Source organism: Terriglobales bacterium, assembly GCA_035487355.1.
Classification (GTDB): Bacteria; Acidobacteriota; Terriglobia; order Terriglobales; family Acidobacteriaceae; genus QIAW01.
Window position 1 is genome coordinate 46,281 of record DATHMF010000027.1, and the last position, 19,840, is coordinate 66,120.

Annotated in this window: 14 protein-coding genes; 5 read left to right on the forward strand and 9 right to left on the reverse strand. The window is 54.4% G+C overall.

The annotated features are described in order from the left end of the window. The first annotated feature begins 123 nt into the window (after window positions 1-123). The 3 genes from VK738_06245 to VK738_06255 all read left to right on the forward strand — a co-directional run bounded on the left by VK738_06245 (window position 124) and on the right by VK738_06255 (window position 4,612). Window positions 124-603, forward strand: a complete 480-nt coding sequence (locus tag VK738_06245) for a hypothetical protein (GenBank protein HTD22233.1) — start codon at window positions 124-126, stop codon at window positions 601-603. A 568-nt stretch (window positions 604-1,171) separates the two neighbouring features. After that, on the forward strand, window positions 1,172-3,883 hold the full coding sequence (locus VK738_06250; protein ID HTD22234.1) for a hypothetical protein: 2,712 nt from the start codon (window positions 1,172-1,174) through the stop codon (window positions 3,881-3,883). 162 nt (window positions 3,884-4,045) lie between these two features. Beyond that, the gene (locus VK738_06255; GenBank protein ID HTD22235.1) at window positions 4,046-4,612 is read left to right on the forward strand and encodes a DinB family protein; all 567 of its coding nucleotides are present in this window, start codon (window positions 4,046-4,048) and stop codon (window positions 4,610-4,612) included. 98 nt (window positions 4,613-4,710) lie between these two features. Here the strand turns inward: VK738_06255 and VK738_06260 are convergent, their stop codons facing one another. The 7 genes from VK738_06260 to VK738_06290 all read right to left on the reverse strand — a co-directional run bounded on the left by VK738_06260 (window position 4,711) and on the right by VK738_06290 (window position 13,646). Next, entirely contained in the window at window positions 4,711-6,177 is a 1,467-nt protein-coding gene (locus tag VK738_06260; GenBank protein HTD22236.1) for an RNB domain-containing ribonuclease, read from the reverse strand. Between the two features lie 158 nt (window positions 6,178-6,335). Beyond that, window positions 6,336-8,057 carry a flippase activity-associated protein Agl23 gene (locus tag VK738_06265; protein HTD22237.1) on the reverse strand — a complete coding sequence of 574 codons (1,722 nt, stop codon included), beginning with the start codon at window positions 8,055-8,057 and terminating at the stop codon, window positions 6,336-6,338. After that, the gene (locus VK738_06270) at window positions 8,054-10,156 is read right to left on the reverse strand and encodes a hypothetical protein (protein HTD22238.1); all 2,103 of its coding nucleotides are present in this window, start codon (window positions 10,154-10,156) and stop codon (window positions 8,054-8,056) included. The genes VK738_06265 and VK738_06270 overlap by 4 nt, the downstream gene beginning before the upstream one ends. Window positions 10,157-10,482: 326 nt before the next feature. After that, window positions 10,483-11,019, reverse strand: a complete 537-nt coding sequence (locus tag VK738_06275; protein HTD22239.1) for a hypothetical protein — start codon at window positions 11,017-11,019, stop codon at window positions 10,483-10,485. Window positions 11,020-11,214: 195 nt separating this feature from the next. Then, on the reverse strand, window positions 11,215-11,901 hold the full coding sequence (locus VK738_06280) for a hypothetical protein (protein HTD22240.1): 687 nt from the start codon (window positions 11,899-11,901) through the stop codon (window positions 11,215-11,217). Between the two features lie 148 nt (window positions 11,902-12,049). Continuing rightward, window positions 12,050-12,442 carry an Ig-like domain-containing protein gene (locus VK738_06285; GenBank protein ID HTD22241.1) on the reverse strand — a complete coding sequence of 131 codons (393 nt, stop codon included), beginning with the start codon at window positions 12,440-12,442 and terminating at the stop codon, window positions 12,050-12,052. A 226-nt stretch (window positions 12,443-12,668) separates the two neighbouring features. Next, window positions 12,669-13,646 carry a hypothetical protein gene (locus VK738_06290; GenBank protein ID HTD22242.1) on the reverse strand — a complete coding sequence of 326 codons (978 nt, stop codon included), beginning with the start codon at window positions 13,644-13,646 and terminating at the stop codon, window positions 12,669-12,671. A 194-nt stretch (window positions 13,647-13,840) separates the two neighbouring features. Between VK738_06290 and VK738_06295 the strand changes: the two genes are divergently transcribed. Then, window positions 13,841-14,380, forward strand: coding sequence for a barstar family protein (locus VK738_06295; GenBank protein ID HTD22243.1), 540 nt, complete (start codon window positions 13,841-13,843; stop codon window positions 14,378-14,380). Window positions 14,381-14,533: 153 nt separating this feature from the next. Here the strand turns inward: VK738_06295 and VK738_06300 are convergent, their stop codons facing one another. Both VK738_06300 and VK738_06305 read right to left on the reverse strand, forming a co-directional pair. Beyond that, window positions 14,534-15,115 carry a hypothetical protein gene (locus VK738_06300; GenBank protein ID HTD22244.1) on the reverse strand — a complete coding sequence of 194 codons (582 nt, stop codon included), beginning with the start codon at window positions 15,113-15,115 and terminating at the stop codon, window positions 14,534-14,536. A gap of 1,283 nt (window positions 15,116-16,398) precedes the next feature. Beyond that, on the reverse strand, window positions 16,399-17,256 hold the full coding sequence (locus VK738_06305) for a uroporphyrinogen-III synthase (protein ID HTD22245.1): 858 nt from the start codon (window positions 17,254-17,256) through the stop codon (window positions 16,399-16,401). Window positions 17,257-17,417: 161 nt separating this feature from the next. Between VK738_06305 and VK738_06310 the strand changes: the two genes are divergently transcribed. Next, on the forward strand, window positions 17,418-19,742 hold the full coding sequence (locus tag VK738_06310) for a TonB-dependent receptor (protein HTD22246.1): 2,325 nt from the start codon (window positions 17,418-17,420) through the stop codon (window positions 19,740-19,742). Window positions 19,743-19,840 lie beyond the last annotated feature (98 nt).

A 19,840-nucleotide genomic window follows, 5' to 3' on the forward strand; every position in this document is an offset into this window, starting at 1 on the left:
CTGACATTACAGGGCGATTCCTATTGGAATTTGAACGCAGCCAAGAAACCCGCTTATCTAGTTCGGGGAAGTCAACTCTCACCTGCGCGCCAAATCAAAATTGAAATCAAGGAGCATTTCTCTATGTTGAAGCGCTGTGCAATTACGTTAGTTTTAGCATTGTTTGCGATCGGCACCTGTGCCTTTGCGCAAGAGAATCAGAATCAACCCAGCGGGCAGGACAACCAGGGCCAGCCGCATGAGCGAAAAGGAGGAGGATGGGGCCCGCGTGATCCTGCACAAATGGTGCAACGCCTGACCCAGGATTTGAACCTGACCGCCGACCAACAAGCCAAGATCCTGACCACTCTGCAAGACCAGCAAAAGCAGATGCAGACCCTGCGGGATGACAATACTCTTTCCCAAGACGACAAACATGCAAAGATGATGGACCTGCGCAAGACTACTATGACCCAGATACGCTCTGTTCTCACTGATGATCAGCAGAAGAAGTTTGATGAAATGCAGCAGAAGCGCGAACAGGAAATGGGCCAGCACCGGAAGAACTCCGAGGGCAACGAGCAACCCAAGTCCGACGAGCAGCCCAAGTCTGATCCAAAGTAATTTCTTTTTGAATGCGATTTAAGGTTTCGCTGGCCGGCAGAAGATGAAAACCATTTTTGCCGGCCAGAGCAAGGCCCTGCCTGCTTGCTTCACGCTGCTTACTCCCAAAGGACATGTACTCAGGATGTAAAAAAAATTGTCTGCAATAGACAAAAAACTTACTCTCTGAGAAAAACTGGGGTACAATTCTGCCCGCTTCACAAAGTCGGATTGAGCGGTTGAGTAGACGAGATTGTAACTGCCAAACGACAAATCAAGTTTCAATAATTCTTGCAACAAACTGCTTTCACATCTGAAAGCACTTATTTCATCCGTAAACCGAGGAAGCTGAAACTTAAAAGGAAGGCGAAGGCAGAGATATCGTTTAGAAAAACTATTGACTCCGTAGATACTGTATTTAACTTCGTGTCCAATGTTTTCCCGAAAGAATCCGGCCAAGTTTCATCACTCAAGTTCTGTGGGTTAGTGAATACGACGCCCAGCTCCATTGGAAGCTGAAAATGCACACTACAACTCCTCCCCCCATGAGGAAGCACCCGCTGTACGCGTAATTAAGGAGATCTTATTTATGGACGTAAGAATGGCGAGTTTTTCCAAAATTGTTTTGTCTGTGCTTATTTTGATAGGGCTGTCAGCCCCTCTGGCGTTCTCTCAGAGCAACGACCATGATCCCGAAGCGGTACCCGACAACCAACTTCCCCTTATGGCCCCGGGTGCGCCTCCCACTGTGCGCATGGAGATGCACCGCGACGTTTCTCCCGCCCTGCGTGATCTGGCGGCGATTGCGCCCGAGCCTCCCACTTTGTTTCACGAGGCCGAACCGTGGCGGCGCATTCCGTTGCCAGCGGGCATGGCAACAACAGGATTAATAAGAGAAGATGCAATACGGCAAACCAGCTTTCTTCCTGCCTCGCCGGCCGTGAGTCATAGCTTCGACGGCATAGGACAAGGCCAGTTTGGTTTCAGCGTAACCAGCGCTCCACCCGATACCAACGGGGCGGTCGGCTCTACGCAATACGTGCAATGGGTCAATACCTCTTTTGCAGTGTTCAACAAGACGACCGGAGCGCTCATCGCCGGACCGACCAATGGCAACGCACTCTGGTTGGGCTTCGGCGGGGGCTGCGAGACCAATAACGACGGCGATCCTATCGTTCTCTACGACAAGCTTGCCAATCGCTGGATCTTCTCTCAGTTCTCGGTTTCCACGACGCCATTCCTGCAGTGCATCGCGGTTTCCACCACCTCCGACGCCACCGGAACTTACAATCGCTATTCTTTCCAGTACCCTAATTTCGACGATTATCCCAAAATGGGAGTCTGGCCTGATGCATATTACGAAACCTTCAACATGTTCAACGGCAATAATTTTGTTGGGTCGGATGCGTGCGCCTACAATCGCACCGCTATGCTGAACGGACAGCCGGCTACACAGATTTGTTTCCAGCAGAACTCCTCTGTCGGCGGGCTCTTGCCTTCCGATCTCGATGGCACCACAGCACCACCGGCAGGCTCGCCGAACTTTATGGTGTTCTTCGGCACCAACAATCTGAACCTCTTCAAATTCCACGTGGACTTCGCCACTCCCGCCAACTCTACTTTTACTGGTCCTACGGTCATCCCGGTTGCCGCCTTCACTCCGTTGTGCAACGGAGGCACGTGCGTTGTTCAGCCTGGTACCTCGAATCAGTTGGACTCCCTTGCTGACCGTCTCATGTACCGCCTCGCCTATCGCAATTTCGGGAGTCACGAATCCCTGGTTGTAAACCACTCCGTGGCTACTTCTTCCGGTGGCGGTGTGCGCTGGTATGAAATCCAGAACCCCGGTGGCACCCCCACTCTGGCACAACAAGGCACATTTGCTCCCGATTCAAGCTTCCGCTGGATGGGCAGCGTTGCCATGGACCAGGCCGGGGACATCGCCGTTGGCTATAGTGTCTCCAGCAGCTCCGTACATCCCTCCATCGCCTTCGCGGGCCGGGTTCCTTCTGATCCATCAGGCACCTTGGAGGCCGAAACCAATATCGTCACCGGAGCCGGTTCGCAAACTGGGACCCTTCACCGCTGGGGCGACTACAGCGCCATGACGGTTGATCCGGTGGATGATTGCACCTTCTGGTACACCGATGAGTACATAAAGACCAACGGCAGCTTTAACTGGAACACACGCATCGCGAATTTCAAGTTTCCCAATTGCGGAACTACCAACCAGCCCGACTTCACGCTTTCCGAATCAGGGAGTCCGAAGACAGTTACGGCTGGCGGCAGCACTACCTTCACGGCTACTGTGGCTCCACTCAACGGGTTTACCGGCAATGTCTCTCTTTCTTTGAGCGGTCTGCCCTCCGGAGCTTCTGGAAGCTTCATTCCGAACCCGATTACCGGCGGCTCAGGATCGTCAACGTTGACAGTTTCCACCAGCACCACCACTCCTCCCGGAACCTATACGCTTACGATTACGGGCACGAGCGGCAGCACCTCGCACACCACAACGGTCACGCTGACTGTGAATTCGCAGTCGGTAGGCGACTTTTCGGTCTCCGCAGCGCCTGCATCTCGGATGATAACCCAGGGCAGCAGCACCACTTACACCGTTACCGTCGGGGCCATCAACGGCTTCTCCGGAACTGTGGCGCTCTCGGTCCAGGGCCTGCCGGCAAACGCCGGCTCAAGCTTCAATCCGGCCAGCATCACCGCTTCTGGCACTTCGACGCTGACCATCTCGACTGCCACTTCGACTCCGATCGGCACCTTCCATCTGACGATTGTGGGCACAAGCGGCGGTGTCTCGCACTCTGCTTCCGTAACTCTGGTCGTGACTTCGCCCTGTGTCAGCGCGACGGCGGGCAGCGGCTTCCACGATAGTCCTCTGCTTTCCACGCAGACGGGAACTTTCACCGCTGCGTTTGACGCAACCCCGTCAGCTTCCCCCATCAACAGCTTCGTTGGACTCTCGCATGGGGCCGCAACCACATTCGACGGGTTTGCTACGCAGGCGCGCTTCAATCCTACGGGAAACATTGACGCGCGCAATGGCGGCGGCTTCCAGGCTGCTTCTACCATTCACTACACCGGAGGATTGACGTACCACTTCCGTTTGGTGATTAATGTCCCGGCGCATACGTATTCCATCTTCGTGACGCCGCCAGGATCGGCGGAGCTGACCGTTGGCTCCAATTTCGCCTTCCGTTCTACGCAAAGCACAGTGACCAGCCTGAATTTCTGGGGAACAGAAGCCTCCTCAGGTTCAGACCGGGTTTGCAACTTCACACTCCAGTAATCTGAAAGCAATCGGGGAGGAGGCGGGGTTACCCCCGCCTCCTCCCACACCATCGGACGTACGGTTCCGCATCCGGCGGTTCATGATGGAACGAGAATGGGCAAGATCGCTTGCCTGAGGTCTTGCTGTGACACATTTTCGCGCTCCTCACCATCGACTACAATGAGTGGTTCTATTTCCATCCTGTTGGAGCCGAACACATTGCCGGAACGAATCATAGTTGAGGATATTCGCCTGAAGTTGGGCGAACAGATTGAACGCACCGAACACCTGGTTCGGCTGGTGCCTCCCAATGCTCTTGCTTGGAAGCCACAATTGCAGACAACTTCAACAAACCTGAACCACTTGCTTGGCCACCTGCTTGATTGTCTGGCCGGCGTTTGCGCAGTCTTCCACGCCGCATTTCCCCATGAGCTTGCGCATCTCGCACAACTGCAGTCGCTGCCGGTGAATCATGCCTGTCAACCCGAAGAAGCACTGCAGAGAATCCGCGAATATACGAAGCATATCGAACAGGCATTTGCTCTCTGCAACGATAATGATCTGAGGCGAATGATTCCTTCAGTATTTGTCCCCCAAGGTGAGACACTGCTAACGCTATTGTTGGGGAATCTCGAGCACCTGATCAATCACAAATACCAGTTGTTCTTCTATCTGAAACTCTATGGGTTGCCCGTCACCAGCAAAGACATTTATCACTGGCGAGGAGCGCCAGGTGACCAGGGATAGTGTGTATTCGACCTACTCTGGAGATCTACCGTGTGCTTCCATGCCGATCAGGAACTCGCAAAGCTCGCTCCCGCGTCCTTCCGTCTCCATCTCGCAGGTTAGCCCCGCGCAAAATCAATATACCCTTTCTGCGCGTCTGTGCTGATCAGCTTGACCCGCAGCTTATCTCCAACATCCACTCCCTGCTCTCCTCGGCACAGCAACCCTTCCACATGCGGCTGCAGCACGCGAACGAATGTCCCGTGTGGGGTCACTCCGGTAACGATGGCATCAAAGCTTTCGCCGATCCTGTGGCTCATGGCGACCGCGGCAATCCGTTTTGTCATTCCCCGTTCAACCTTGCGTGCGGCATCTTCTTTCTGGGTGCAGTTGTTCGCAATCGCAGTAAGCTCGTCGTCGGAATAAGGCGCCGTTTGTTTTGTCTGCATGGCTTTGATCAGCCTCTGGGTCACCACGTCTGCAAAGCGGCGGTTGGGGGCCGTGGAGTGGGTATAGTCCTGCACGGCAAGGCCAAAGTGCCCTTGCGCCGGATCGCCTGGCCGCTCCAGCACATATTCACCTGGCCCCATCAACTTGATCACTGCCAGTGACACATCGGCAAAGTGGTCGGGATCAGCAGCTTTGCGTTTCATTAGAAAATCATTAAGGGCCTTAGAATCCGGCTGGCTCGGGAGTTTTTCGCCACTTTGAGCTGCCAGCTCTACAATCCGGTTCCAGCGCTCCGGTGTCTTCACCACGCGCCGGATGGAAGAAACCTGCTCCAGCATGCGCGCCACTACCCCGTTGGCTGCGATCATGAAGTCTTCAATAAGTTCGGTGGCCAGGTTCTTTTCCTGCCGGGCAATATCCACCACCTGCTCATTCAACATGACAGGATGAACTTCCGTAGTTTCAATATTGAGTGCGCCGTGGCGGAAGCGTTCATTCTTCAAAGCCTGCGCTACTTCGTTTTGCAGCTTCAGTTGCGCTTGTAGCTCGGCCGACGCAGCTACCTTAGGCGGGGCAGCACTCTTCCCCTCGAGCCACGCGCCCACAGCATTGTAAGTAAGCTGCGCCTTATTGCGCACAATTGCCGGGTAGGCGTTGCCGGCGCTGACGCAGCCATTCTGATCCACCAAAAACTCAATGACTATGCTGAGGTTATCTTGGTTCTCCAGCAGCGAGGTCACGCCGGTTGAAAGCTGCTCCGGCAACATGGGGAAATTCCTCACCCCGGTATAAACCGTTGTGGTCTCCTTTGCTGCGTGTCCATCAATCGGGGAACTCTTGGGAACGAAGGCATCCACGTCGGCAATTCCCACCAGGACCTTGGTTTGTCCGTCAGGTTGGCGTTCGGCAAATTCAATCTGGTCAAGGTCGCGAGACGTATCATTGTCAATCGAAGACCAAAGCAGATTGCGCAGGTCGCGAATGTTTCCATCTGCGGCAACTCGCGGCGGATGCGCCTGCAGTTGGGAAAGCTGCTGTTGGGCTGGCGCTGGAAACTCCGGCTCAAAGCCGTTTTCCAGCATGACTTGCTTGGCTATGGCCTGCAAATCAACGTGAGAGACGCTTTTATTGTCCATGGATGTTAGTGAAAGAACCCCAGAAATTTAGAACCCAGAATATATGGAAGCACTAAGCCTAACACGCTGCCGCCAGCTTAGGCGAATGAGGCCTCGGTCCAGGAATTTCCCAATCCTTCTCCGCGATTAAAAAATGCCTTTGTGACTTTGTGGTTAATCTATTTCTGCAAATCCCGGCGCACATACGCAATTAACGTCACACCTGGCCGCAATTCATAAGAACCAATCCGCTCATACTTGTCGCCCAAGGTTTGTTGCAGTTCAGTTTCTTGCGTGTCTTCTCCGATGACCATGGCCTCTTCGGTGGGCGTCATGACCTTGCCCCAATAACCCGCATTAGGAAATTCCCGCAGATACCACGGCAGCGGCCAGTAATCTGGAGCCGTAATCATGATGCCGGTTTTCTCTCCTTTGCCGCCGCGGGCCACAATCTCATTGATTTTGTCGAGCAAAGAAAATATCTGGCGCGTGGTGTGAGCGTAAACGTAGGCAACCGAATCATCATCGTAGCGGAAAAAACTGATGTCAATTGCCTGGTACGCAGAAACCGCGACGATGATCCCCGCTAAACCAACCAGCGCTACTCTCACTCGTTGCCGCTGGCTCTGCCGGAATTTGTTGTAAACCTCCTCGATACAATACCCACCGACAATCGCCAATGGGATGCTGATATTCAGGGTCAACCATGGCGTCTTATATGGAATCAGCGAATACGCTGCCAGAATTCCCATCGCCCAAAAACCAGCGAAGAGTACAAAGCGATTGTTCCCACGATACAAGGCCAGGGCAAAACCTGCGACGCCCAGCAATAGCGAGGGCATCTCCTCCTCCCATAGCCACAAAAGATAGGTGTAAATATCGTGCCGGTCGTCTGTTAGCCCGGTTCCCAGCCAAGTCCGGTAGGTGCCCACTGAATCGTAAATGCCTTTTGGGAAATTGGTGAAAAACGACGAGTACAGCAGAACATGAATGCTTAAAAACAGCACTAAGGCAATGAGGAGCAGGACCGCCAGTCTGCGTCTGCCGCCGAAACGAGCAACTAGCTCTTCCTGCGGGTTATCTTCTATATGTTCATCTCCACGGGAAGCCCGAACGCGGGACTTCCGTGCGCTCGCCTTCTGCTCACCCCTTCCCCAGGTTTTTCTCCAGGCCTGGTAAAGCACAGCGCACGCATACGCTAACCCCAGCACTGCGATCGAGATGATGGATGTCTCTTTGGTCGCTACCAGCAGCGCTGCACAAGCCGCACCCAGCATCAGGTAAATCGGACGTGTAGTCTCGTAGTAGCGCAGGGCAGCTACCACGATGCCCAGCGTGAAAAATACAAACGGAATCTCGTGGATGAAGTAGCGGGAAAAATAAACTGCGCCGGGTGAGAGCGCCACCAGCACAGCCGCTCCCAGGGTTCCGTAGCTGCCCAGGTAGCGCCGCAATTGCAGGATAAGCCACAGTATCCCCACCCCAAAGATGGCTGGAACAATCCGCAGCGAAACCGTGCTCAGCCCCGCTTTGCCGTACAGGAGAGCATTCACCTTTGAAGTAATCAGCGCCAGATAATACAAGCTCGGCCCGTGATAGTTCTCCGGATCGTACCGGTAATAGCCTTCGCGAAAGAGTTGCGTCATAAAGTTGCCATTGACGCCCTCGTCGTTATGCAGCGGCTTTGATTCCAGGTAGGTAAAACGCAGGCCTGCAGCCACGATCAAGATCGCTATGCTTGCCAGCCACCAGCGACGTCCTGACAAGCCCACGCCTGAATCACTTTCCTCAATTGTGGCTTTTGTGTCGGCCGCTCGGGTTAGCGACGGCTGCGGTTCGATTGTTTCCTGCTCCTTTGCCGGAGTTTTGTTCAACAAATTACGGGTTCTAATATTACTCATCGCCCAGACTCGATTTTATAAAGACGATATTCGCCCGATTGTGCAATCACAGGAAACTGGTTCCAAAAATTCTCATTCACGCTCAGGTTGTTTCCATTCAGGTAATCGCGCTCCAGCGGGCTGAGCAAAACATAATTGACTTTGTAGCGCCGCAATATAGACAACGCCTCGGGAGAACCGGAATAGATCTGCCGGATATCGCTTTCCCGCAACCCATAGTCCAGGCCACGCGACCAGATGCTTCCCGGATATCCCAGCAGCGACCTTCTTCCCGTCAAAAACACCGGAGGATTATAAATAGGCGCATGCAGCACCAGCGCCCGCGGCTCGGTGCGCTGCAAAATCTGTTCCGCGATGGCAACACCATCCGAATCGAACTCGCGATATTCCGTCGTGCCAGTTAAGACCCGCGCGATGTCCAGCATCCCGGCCAGTGTGAGGACTGCCAGCAAAGTCGCCGCGGCCCAGCGCCACTTTGCTTCTCTGAACCACGAGGCCAGCATGAGCGCCACCAGTGGCGCGGAGGCCACATACCAGTAAAAGAGGACTTTGATGTTGTCCCACGCCCACGGGGCCAGCTTCATGAGGTTCGGTACGAGGAAGCACAGCAGAAACGGTAGATAGAAGCGCAATAATTTTGAAGAGACCAGGTCGCGCCCTTGCTTGCGCCAAAAAATTGCCGCGATCAGCAGCGGGATGAAAGCTCCAGTATTGGCCAGCCAGAACCAGATTGCATTATTGTTGCCCCGGTCCCAGCCCACCGCCCAGCCCCAAAACGTTTGCGCGTTGATTCCGCTGCGGTGCGTGGGCCACAAAATCTCGGGCAAGGCGATCACCAGCGCAGGCACAAAAAACGCAATCCAGGCGCGCCACTGCGGGAACAAAAGCGCCAGGCATCCCGCCATTCCCATGACCACGATGAAGCTGTGGGCATGCACCAGCGGCAACATTCCTGCAAACACACCGGCTGCGATCATGCGGCGGCGAACCGCAGAAGCGGGAGACGCAATATCTTCCTTCGACACCACTGCATTTTCGGCCTCCACTCCGGGTTGGATCGCAACTGCAGTCGCTTCGCCGGATGATTGCGCTTTAGTGGCTTTGCTTGAAACTCGTTTCGGAGTGGGAGCCGAAGTTGGAACTGAAACCGAAACCGCTTCCCAATTCTTTGGCGCTGGATTCTTTCTGGTGCCGGTGCTGGTGGAAGCCGGCGTCTGCCACGCTGTCTGATTCTGTTCTCCGTCGTTCAAAGCCAGCCACCACTGCGAAAATATAAACACTGCCAGCGGCACGCCGAACAGGATGCTGCGCTGGGGTATAAACAACGTTGTCAAAGAGTTGCCCCAGCGCCAGATCGTATCCCCCGCGATGGTGTAATCGCGCGGAAGATGTTGCAGCACCCCTATGAGACCGGAGTCTCCGGCCTGCGCATCGCCTAACAGCAGCCACCACCCCAGCCCACCGCTCAATAAAATAAGAATCGGCGCAATCACTCCGGCCAGCCGGTCGCGGGTCAACTGCAAAGTCCAGTAATGCATCATGCCCACCAGGACCAGACCCAAGGCGAAGTTCTGGATCCACATCGCGAAGATCAATGACGCGCCGCTGCGCACCAGCATAGCGGTGAGAAAATCCGCGAGGAAAGGATAGGCAAAGCGCACCCCGGAAAAAGCCGGATCCTCGGGCGGAAAGTTCTGGCCGTGGGCGAAGCTGGAGATGATCTGCAGGTGAAAGGGCAAATCGCCCAGATTATTGGTAAAGCCGGTATAAATGCCATCCGCGCGCTGAAACATGACGTCGCCAAAAATCACTCCCAACAGTACCGCAACTGATATATAGAAGATGGCGTAACCGCTCGCCGCCCTTCCAGGATGCAAAACCGCTTGCTTGGTTCCCTGCCAAGTCTCCCCCAGATCGCTTGCAACCTGCGATCTATAGCCTGCCCTTAACAGTAAAAGCCAAGGAAGTGAAACCAGACCGGCGGCAATCCCAATGGATTCGTGGTTCAGTCCCAAAAACGAGGCCGCAACAAAACCCACCGTTGCGAGGAGGACAAAGCCAGTGCATGTGCCGCCACAGAGGCGGGCGGCAAAATGCATTCTTGAACAATACACATAAGTAAGAAGTGTGCCGCTGGCAATGGCTATTAATAATATGAGGATGGGAAGCACGGTTTTGGGGTTATTTCGTTGGCTGCATTATATCTCGTAGGCCAAACTTGAAAACTTGAATTTTTAGTGGGGATTTCAAAAACAAAAGCAACAGCAAAAGCCTACCGCGGATTTTCACGGATCACGCGGATTGAAAGGCAGTTCTCAGTTCCGGTAAAAGTACCGGCAAACTGAGTCCTCAGTCGACAGTCCTCAAGCTTTCGCTGTTGCCAGACACAATGACTCAATGACCCAATGACTCAATCAACAATGACTTATTTCTTCTTCTCCGCTGGAGTCCGATAGCGCTTGGCGAGTTTTACGAACTCATCGGCGACGCTGGCAGCGCCAAGGGGTCCTGAGAACGGCCCTTCGCCTTGACCGGCCAGCAGCACCATGGTGGTGTTCTGGTGCTTCAGTTCGAAAGGATAATCCCATGCAAAGGTATAGCCCACCACAAGCACCACGTCGGCGACGTTGGGGTCATCTACGATGCGGATATTCAACGCCTCGAAATCGTCGTTTCTCGCGAGCGCGGACTTCATCAAGTCGCTGCCGAAATAGGTGGCCTCCCGCGCGTCCACATACATAGTTCTGAAACGCCGCAAGATGAAATCTCGATCTTTCGAGTTTTTCAGGGCGTCTGACCTATCGGACATCTCGTCTGATGTCGTCGCAGGCACCAGCTCGCCGGGCGCACTGCTCGAGTGACTGTCGCTTTGCGCGAAGCAGACCAGCGATGAGCCTGTGAGAATAAAAATGAGAAGCAATAAAAGAGTCAGCTTGATACTCAGTCTTGAACAAAGATGCATGGTTGGTTCCTCCTGTGCCCCCCAGCATCGCTGATCAGCAAAAAACCGGCAATACACGACGGGTAAATTAGAGATCAACTCACTCTAATCCAGAGGTAAATTCATAAGTATTTGATTTTTAAAAGTTTACCTCAGAGGACGCGATTGCTGGAAAGGCTACGGCTGAAATCAAAAAGTGTCTTTGTAGTTTGCACCTTATCGCTGCTCCTCTTGCGATTGTCTTCCTGAGGACTCGGAACTGAGGACTGAGGCCTTCTTACGGCTTCGACGCCACCAGACGACAGCCGCAGCCAGGCCGCTCAGCACCAGCGCCGGGAGCGGCGTCACAAAAGCGGCGTTCATACTCATGGCCAGAGAGCTACGTGCCCGATGAAACTTGGGTTTGAATTCGCGCGCTGATGCTTCATACCAGCTCTCGTTGGTGACATCGTCGAAGATGGAAGCATCCAGGTGGATCTGCTGATGGCCATCGGGCAGAGACGCAACTTTCAGACTGGCGAAGACCGGCTCATCACCATTCTGCGGGGCGCGCAACTTCTGGTCTATCTCCTCGGCCTCTCCCGCTGGCACCAGAAAGGTGTAGTCCGTGTGTTCTTTGGTAAACGCCGCCAGATTTTCCTGCTGCACCACGCTGGCATCAAGGCCTGAGCGTAAAGTACACCTGATCTCTACCCGGGAAAGGGTCTCATTCTTGGGCGGCTCATAGTGCGAGGTAATGACCAGAACGGGAAACCGGTCGGGAATGGGGGTACTCACCGCACTGCGGTACTGGCTGCCATAAATTATCAATCCGACAAAAACGATGAGACAGGCCACCGGAAAGTAGATGGCCGTAAGTCCCAGCCAGGCTAGGCCCGCCTTGACAACATCTCTGAGTCTCATCCGCTGGCGGTATTGTACGCCGGGGGAGCAAAAACTTACCGCGAATTTAGAGAGAGAAAGGCCTTTGTTTTCCCTCTGCGTTTCTCAGCGCCCACTGCGGTTAAGCTGTTGCTTTTGTTTTCGCTTTTGAAACTCGAAACTGCCCTTCCTAGGTGCAGGTAAGCATGGCGGTGCCGCTGACGGTCATCGAAGTATTGTTCACGCCAGAGCCAACTGTGAACTGGAGGTTGGCTGGGGCAGTGGCCGTGATCGTGGCTGTTCCCGGTATCTTGCAGGTCGCCATCCCGAGGCTGTTGATGGATGCCACTGGAATGTTCGACGACGACCAGGAGAGACCGTCAGCCAAAACCAGCATCCGGCTCTGATTATTGCTGAAGTTTCCCGTAGCGGTGAACCCAACGGTACCCTGCGAACTGCTGGCTGCAGTGGCCGTTGAAGGAGTGACCGTAACGCTCTGAATGGTTGGGTGGCCGGCACCGCATCCAATCACCAGGGTTGCGATGAGAACTAAAGCGAGTGAAACGATACAAGACTTAATCATAGTTACTTAGAACGTTAGAGCTACGCCGGGGTTGTCCGGGAAAACAGTTTCGAGTTTCAAGTTTCGGGGTTCAAGTTGGTAACGCAAGAGCTTTGACCACAGAGGCATCGAGACATAGAGGAAAAACTTTCGCTGAGAAACAGTTTTCTAAATCCGCGTTGATCCGTGAAATCCGCGGTAAGCTTTTGTTCTTTTCTGGCAACTGGCGGCTGGCAACTGACAACTGCTATTCGAAGAGATGCGCAACTCCAGCCTTGAACTCCTCCCAGGCCATACTCAATTGGGCCGCGAAGTTTGGGCGTGGGTTGCGTTCGATTTGTTCAACCTGACGAAATCCAGTGGGAACAGCAAACAGCGCAGGATCCAATGGGCGCTGCTCCAGCGAGGTCACCTGGGTTTGGCTGATGGAGGTATGCGTTTGCGTCGTACCATCGGGGAGCACAATGGTTTGCGATGAAGTAAATTTCAAGTCAACCGGAGCTCCGGTTTCCGGGTCGCCATGAGACACGAATTCTATCTTCTCACCTGGCGCATTTCCGGCAGACAGGTAGGAGAATCCTCGCTTGCCTTCGGGCCATTTCATATCGCAGGAAATACGCGTATCAAGATCTATATACCACCCGTCGCTCGCGGATTCGTAGGCCGTGGCTTTTGAGCCTGCCAGTGGGACCGACCGGCTCGTGATCATAACGTGCCTTGCGGTGTGACCGAAGATTTGCTTTCTCTCTCCGGTATCTACCGTGGTGGTTTCAATTCGCAACGTGGCATTGCCTGCCTTGGCCACCTGCGGAGTTCTCTGCTGCATCGCGTCCATCTCCGCTTTGCTGAGACGGAGAGGCTTGGGCGGATAAGCCATCGCCTCGTATTCGTTTTTATCCAGATTTAACTCGAAGGCCTGCCCCAGATCGCAGCGGGTAATGGCCACAAGATGCGGACCGTAGCTCATATCCATGGAACCATCGCTGCGCGGAGAGCCTTGTGCATTACGATACTCGCGCCGCCTGCGGTCGCCCTGGATGTAAGTGGTCTGCTCGCTGGGCATCCCTGCAAAAGTATTGCGTACAGTTATCTTCAAGCCAGATGGTAAGCCAGGTGTTACCTGAGCATTCATGCCGCTTGCTGCCTGAGGCTTTGCATCAGGAAGGTTTGCCGCCAGAAGCAATGGAATTCCGAGAAGCAAAAGACAAAAAGATGAGAGACGCATAAGGGACCTCCGCGACGCCCATAGGGGACTTCAGGAAAATATACTACAAAACAGCCCTGAAGGTTTTCGCCGCAGATCAACACGGATTTACGCGAATCTCTTTCTAGTCTGTCATCCTGAGCCGTAGGCGAAGGACCCCGAGGATGCGTGCACTACGAAGCACACCCACTTTCGCAATCTGATAAGCTCGGCCTATGGCCGTGTTTGGTCAGCAGGAAGAATACAAAAACCGTCTGGACTGGCAGATTCTCCGCGACGGGAGCATTGCCCTGTACTTGCGGCAGGAATACCTTAACGAAGACGCTGACTGGCTGCGGCAGCACGATTATCAGGTCTTTGCTTGCGACTGTACGCAATGGACCACCGAAGAAGCCATGCACACAGGTTTTCAGCGGACGCTCTCTTTCCCTGACTACTACGGCAAAAATGCAGACGCCCTCAAGGATTGCCTTTACGACCTGCCGGTGCCTGAGACGGGCGGAATGGCCCTGGTATTAAACCGCTTTGACGCCTACGCCAAAGGCACAGGCATGCCGCTCATGCATTCGAAACGGACAGAAGCCGAAGTCGTGCTCGATATTCTCGCAGGCGCTTCAAGAGATTTCCTGCTGACAGGCAGGCGGTTCTTGACGCTCGTGCAATCAAATGATCCGCATCTCCGGTTTGAGAGGCTCGGCGGAATGACGACGCAATGGAACCGGCGCGAGTGGCTGAATAAGAACAGGGGAGTCTAAAAATAGTTCTCTGTTCTCAATTCCCATTCTCAACGAAAGGCAAAACTCACTGGGGATTTCAGAATATCAAGCCGTGGTATCGCTTCCACGGCTTGATCTCCGATACCAGCTGCCTTCTGTTTTCCTTGCAGCTTGGAGCTGTTTTTGTGGTTTTTACTTCTTATCCTTCTTGTGATGACTGTCCACACTAGCGTCGGCGCTGGTGTTGGAGTTGAGGGTTAAGTCGTTGACGGCGCGCTTGTGGCCGCGCGTCTCCGTTTCTGAGTTTGCATGGGTATTGCTGTCGGCCCGCGTGGAACTGCTGCCTCCCGCATTAACGTTCACATCGGCCCGGGTGTCGGAGTTCACACCCAGTGCGGCGCCCGAGTCAGACCTTTCATGTCTTGCGTGATCAGCTCTTTCTTTTCTGTCTTTGTCTGCGCGTTCTTTTCTTTCTCTATCTGCTTCTTTTCTTTCCTTCTCCAGCCGCTTTTTTTCAGCCTTCGTCATGGTTTCTGTGTTGGCTGTGGCTCGGGTCGCGGAATGCAGGCTGCCATTCACGTTGCTATCCAGATTTGTGCCAACCCGCGTCGTGGAATCGAGCGTGCCATTGACGGCGCCGGTCTGGCTGCCAACATTGCCTACCGCGCCAGTCGTGCTTTGCACGGCGCCACCCACTCCTAACTGCGCCCCGGCGCAGAGCGTCATGCCAAGCAGCGCCGCCGAAGTCAGGACGAGCATTTTGCCGTATCTCATTTTGGTTGTCTCCTTTTACCAAAAAATTTCTATCTCGAAATCAGCTCACGATGAGAGTAAGTGCAAAATCCGTGCCAAAGCCCCGAAATCACATGTAAGTTGCTGAAAACAAGAGGGTTTCGGAATCGCACTGAACTTGAAACAAGAAGAAGAAATTACCTAGTCTCGACAAAACTTTCATCACCCGCAGAGCTGCCCTCTACATGCTCAGGCAGGCCCAGCGCAGAGATAAAGACAAAAGTGAACGCAGAGGACGCCGGAAAACGCAGAGGAAAGAATACCAATTGATATCACTCTGATATCAAAACATTGCTTTTCCCGGAAACGCAGGTCATCATTGTGGCAGGCGTGCGTGCACGTTATGCATTCAAGAATGCGGGGCTTTTTGCAGCCCTTCAGGTCTTTGACAATTCGCTGTCCGTATGCGGTTGTTTTTTCCTGAGGACTGAGGACTGACCAGCAGCAAGTCCCTCACCCGGGATCGCTTTTCGCCAATAACGACGCAGGTCAGACGCGCTTTTGGGCACTTAAAACACTGGCTAGCAAGTGGGGGCCTCAATCCACTCTGAAAATCAGCAGCAAGAGCTTTTGCGGTTGTTTTTCCTGAGGACTGACAACTGAGGACTGACCAGCAGCAAGTCCCCCACTCCAACTCGACTATCGCCAGTAATGACGCGGGGCAGACGGCGTTTTGGGGACTCCAACCATAAGCTAGCAAGTGGGGGCCTCAAAAAATCTTCCGAAAAATCAGCGTTCATCTGCGGCTAAGGGTTTTGCGGTTGCTTTTGCTGAGAACTGAGAACTGCTTTCCAGGCACTCCACGCCGGAGCACGAGGGCCCCGGCGTTGGAGTGATTCAAGGTATGGGTGTGCGATCAGGCACTGAGTATAAGCGTGGGGGAGGGTATTGCAGCAGTCATAAGCTTTGATGTTGATTGCAGACGTTGGGGAAGGGGTCGGACTGGGCGAACCAATCCAACCAGCGACGTACGGGCCTGAAGGTACTTATGTTCCACACCGTTGAAGACCATAAAATAGTTTCGCGATGTTCTGCTCTATAGCACTATGAATATTGGGGTGCAATCATATAGAGGAGCTATTGGGCTGTCAACTGAAACTAAAGACCATTACATAGCAGTTAATAAGAGTCTGGATAAGTGAACTTTGGTAAGGTCATTCAGGTGCGCTATATAGCAAGTAGCAGCCTCTCAGCTCCCGGCCTCATTCAAAATCCGCGTGATCCGCGAAATCCGCGGTAGGCTTTTGCTGTTGCTTTTGTACTTTTCAAATGGAGGTCCGGCTTCGTTTTTGCTGCAGCAAGGCCTGGCTTTTTTCTGCGGCTTCTTTGACCAGGAATCCCATTTTGGGATGGGAGGGTTCAAGGTCAACCGCTATACCGTTCTTCTGCAGCTCTTCGGTTGTGATGGGTCCAATGGAAACCACGAGCACTTTCGACAGTGCGCGCAACACGGTGTCTTTGGCTCCCATCTCATCGGCCACTTGCAACAGGTGCCGCAACTGGGCGGAGCTGGTGAACAATGCAACATCAATCTCATTGCGGCCCAGAGCTGCGATCGCCGCACGCAGCGGGCCTGTATCTTCCGGGGGCATCCACTCATAAACCGGCACCGAGGTCACGGTTGCTCCGCGTTCAGTTAAGCCGGTTATGAGTTCCGGATTAGGAACGCCGTACTCCTGCACTGCGACCCGGCGGCCGCGTGTCTGCAACAACTTTGCCTGGTCCAGTTCGTGCAACACTTCGCGCCACGTGTTCGGCTCAGGAATCATTAATGTAATGGGCACGCCCATCTCACGCAGCGCTGCCACCGGCTTCGGTCCGCGAGCAACCACGGCGACGCGACTCAGCGCAGCTATGAATTTTTCCCTGGGATGTAGGGTCTCAACCACACGCGTAAGCGCGCGCGTTCCCACGCCCGTCAGAAAGATGACGATATCGAGATGGCCACCAATGAGCTCGCCGGCAAATTGCAGCGCCTGGGTGTTGGAGTCGAGCGGGACCTCGCGCATGGAAGGAGCAACCACGGGCTCTCCGCCCGAGTTGGCGATGAGCTTGGCCATCTCCTGCGCGCGCCGGCTCTCCAGCGTGAGCACCCGCAATCCCGCAAAGCCTTCGTCTGGCATGCCTGTTCCTAACCCCGCAATCGCCGCAACCCTGTCGGAGTGAATCGCATCAGCCTCTCAGATTAAAGTGGTACCGAGCAGGCGTCAAATCGGAATGTTTCCCGGTTCCCTCTCAGGTAACGAACGTATAAAATCAACAATCCGCACCACGATGAGGAGCAATGCGAGATAACAGAGATTTCAGAGTGGGGAGGCTTCGGCCCAGCGCCGTAGGCCAGTGCCTTTCCATTATCTATATAACCATCGTTTTTGCGAGCTTCTGCGTCGCGCAAGAGAGCTATCGCATGAGCGGAACGGTGGTGGATCTGTCCGGTGCCGTCGTTGCCAATGCCCACGTGAAGCTGATCGCGGGTGGAAAAACCGTCGGCGAAGCCACTACGTCTTCTAACGGCACTTTTGCCATCAGCACGGATTTACAGGCTGACACTATCGAGGTGACCGCGCCGGGGTTTACAACTCTGCAGCTCCCCTTCACCAACCGCGGCAGCAACGCCCTCACGCTGCAGCCCGCGGGAGTTGCGGAGCAGGTGAACGTTGTGGCGAACCGCAGCGCAGTGCCCACAGCAGAGACGGCGGAGAGCGTTGCGATACTTTCCCAAAATGAAATCAGGACGTCGGCCGCTTCCGCCATAGATGAAGTTTTGCGGCAGGTACCGGGATTCACTTTGTTCCGCCGCTCCAGCAGTATTTACTTGAATCCGACAGCGCAGGGTGTCTCCCTGCGCGGGACCAACGCCAGCGGATCGAGCCGGGCGCTGGTGCTGGTGGATGGCATCCCACTCAACGATCCCTTTGGCGGATGGATTTTCTGGGACCGGGTGCCCATCGCCAACGTAAACCGCATCGAGGTGCTCAAAGGCGGTTCGTCAGAACTGTACGGCTCCGACGCCCTGGCCGGCACGGTTGCTCTCTTCACCCAGCCTTTAGATCTTTCGCGCGTGACACTTGAAACATCGTATGGCACAGAAAATACGCCGCTGGCTTCCCTTTCTGGCACGCTGCGGCGCGGACCGTGGGCCGGGAATTTGAGCGCCGAGACTTACAGCACCGGTGGATACAACCAGGTAGAACAAAGCCAGCGCGGCAGGATTGATCACAACATAAATTCAGAGCACGACAGCGGTTCACTCACGCTTCAATATGGGGACCCGCGGGGATCGAGAGGGTTTGTTCGCGGAGCAACTCTGCTGGAGTCGCGGCATAACGGCACCCCATTTCAAATCAACAACAACCGGCTTTACGAACTCGATCTTGGGGCGGATATTCCAACCACAGGCTTTGGCACTTTCATCACACGTGCTTATGGCCTGAATGAAGATTACAACCAGACGTTCTCCTCGGTGGCCAATGACCGCAATAGCGAGACGCCGGCGAGCACGCAACATGTCCCTTCCCATGCTTTTGGGATTAGCGAGCAGTGGTCGGCGGCGCTAGGCAAGCGCAACGTGATGGTCGCGGGAGTGGAGGGCAGCCTGGTCAGCGGCGCGACCCATGACACAGCACTCACCAACCGTGTACCCAGTTCGTTGACCCGCGCGGGCGGCGAAGAACGGGATTTTTCCGTCTACCTGCAAGACATGATTCAACTCACGGCCCGCGACACCCTGACCGTAGGCGGTCGTCTGGATGAATGGTGGAACCTTGATGGCTCGAGCCTGGCAGTTTCTCTTCCCAAATTGGTAACGACGGCATCGAATGTTTTCCCAAGAAAAAGCGAAGCTGCATTCAGTCCGCGACTGGCGTTCAATCATCGCTTCACAGACAACGTAAGCGCTTCGGCTTCTGCCTACAGATCATTCCGCCAACCCACGCTCAACGAGCTGTACCGGGCCTTTCGCCTGGGAAATATCCTCACCCTTGCCAACGCTGGTCTGCAATCGGAACGACTGTCCGGAGCGGAAGCAGGATTGAGCGTTAGTGGCTTGAATCGCCGTCTTTACCTGCATGGAGGATTTTTCTGGAACCACATTTCCGAGCCGGTGGCGAACATAACTCTAAGTACGACTCCTAAACTCATTACCCGCCAGCGCACCAACCTCGGTTCGATTGGCGCTACCGGAGTCGAACTGCAAAACCAGATTCAACTCACCAGCCGGCTTACAATCGATTCGGGATATCAGTTTGCCAACTCCAAGGTCTTGTCCTTCCCGGCAAACCGGCTTTTGGAAGGCCTCGACGTTCCGCAGTATGCTCACCATCAGGCAACAACCGACATTCGTTACGCCTTTGCCCGCGGCTGGATGGCCTCAGTTCAGGCACGCGCAAGCAGCCGCCAGTTTGAAGATGACCAGAACCTGTTGCCGCTGGGTGGCTATTTCACATTCGATTCCTATGCTTCCGCGCCCTTGACTCATGGATTGCAGATGTTCCTCGCCGTCGAGAACGTTCTCAACCGGCAATACCTGATTGGAAGGACCCCAACTCCTTTGGTTGCGGCGCCCATCACCGGGAGAATTGGTTTGCGGCTGACGTGGCCGAAACTGTAGGAAAAGCAGTCCTCAGTCCCCACAGGCTCCAGATAGCGCGCGTGCTTGAGTAACTGACCTCACCAATAAAAAAAGGCGATGGTCGCTCCACCGCCTTT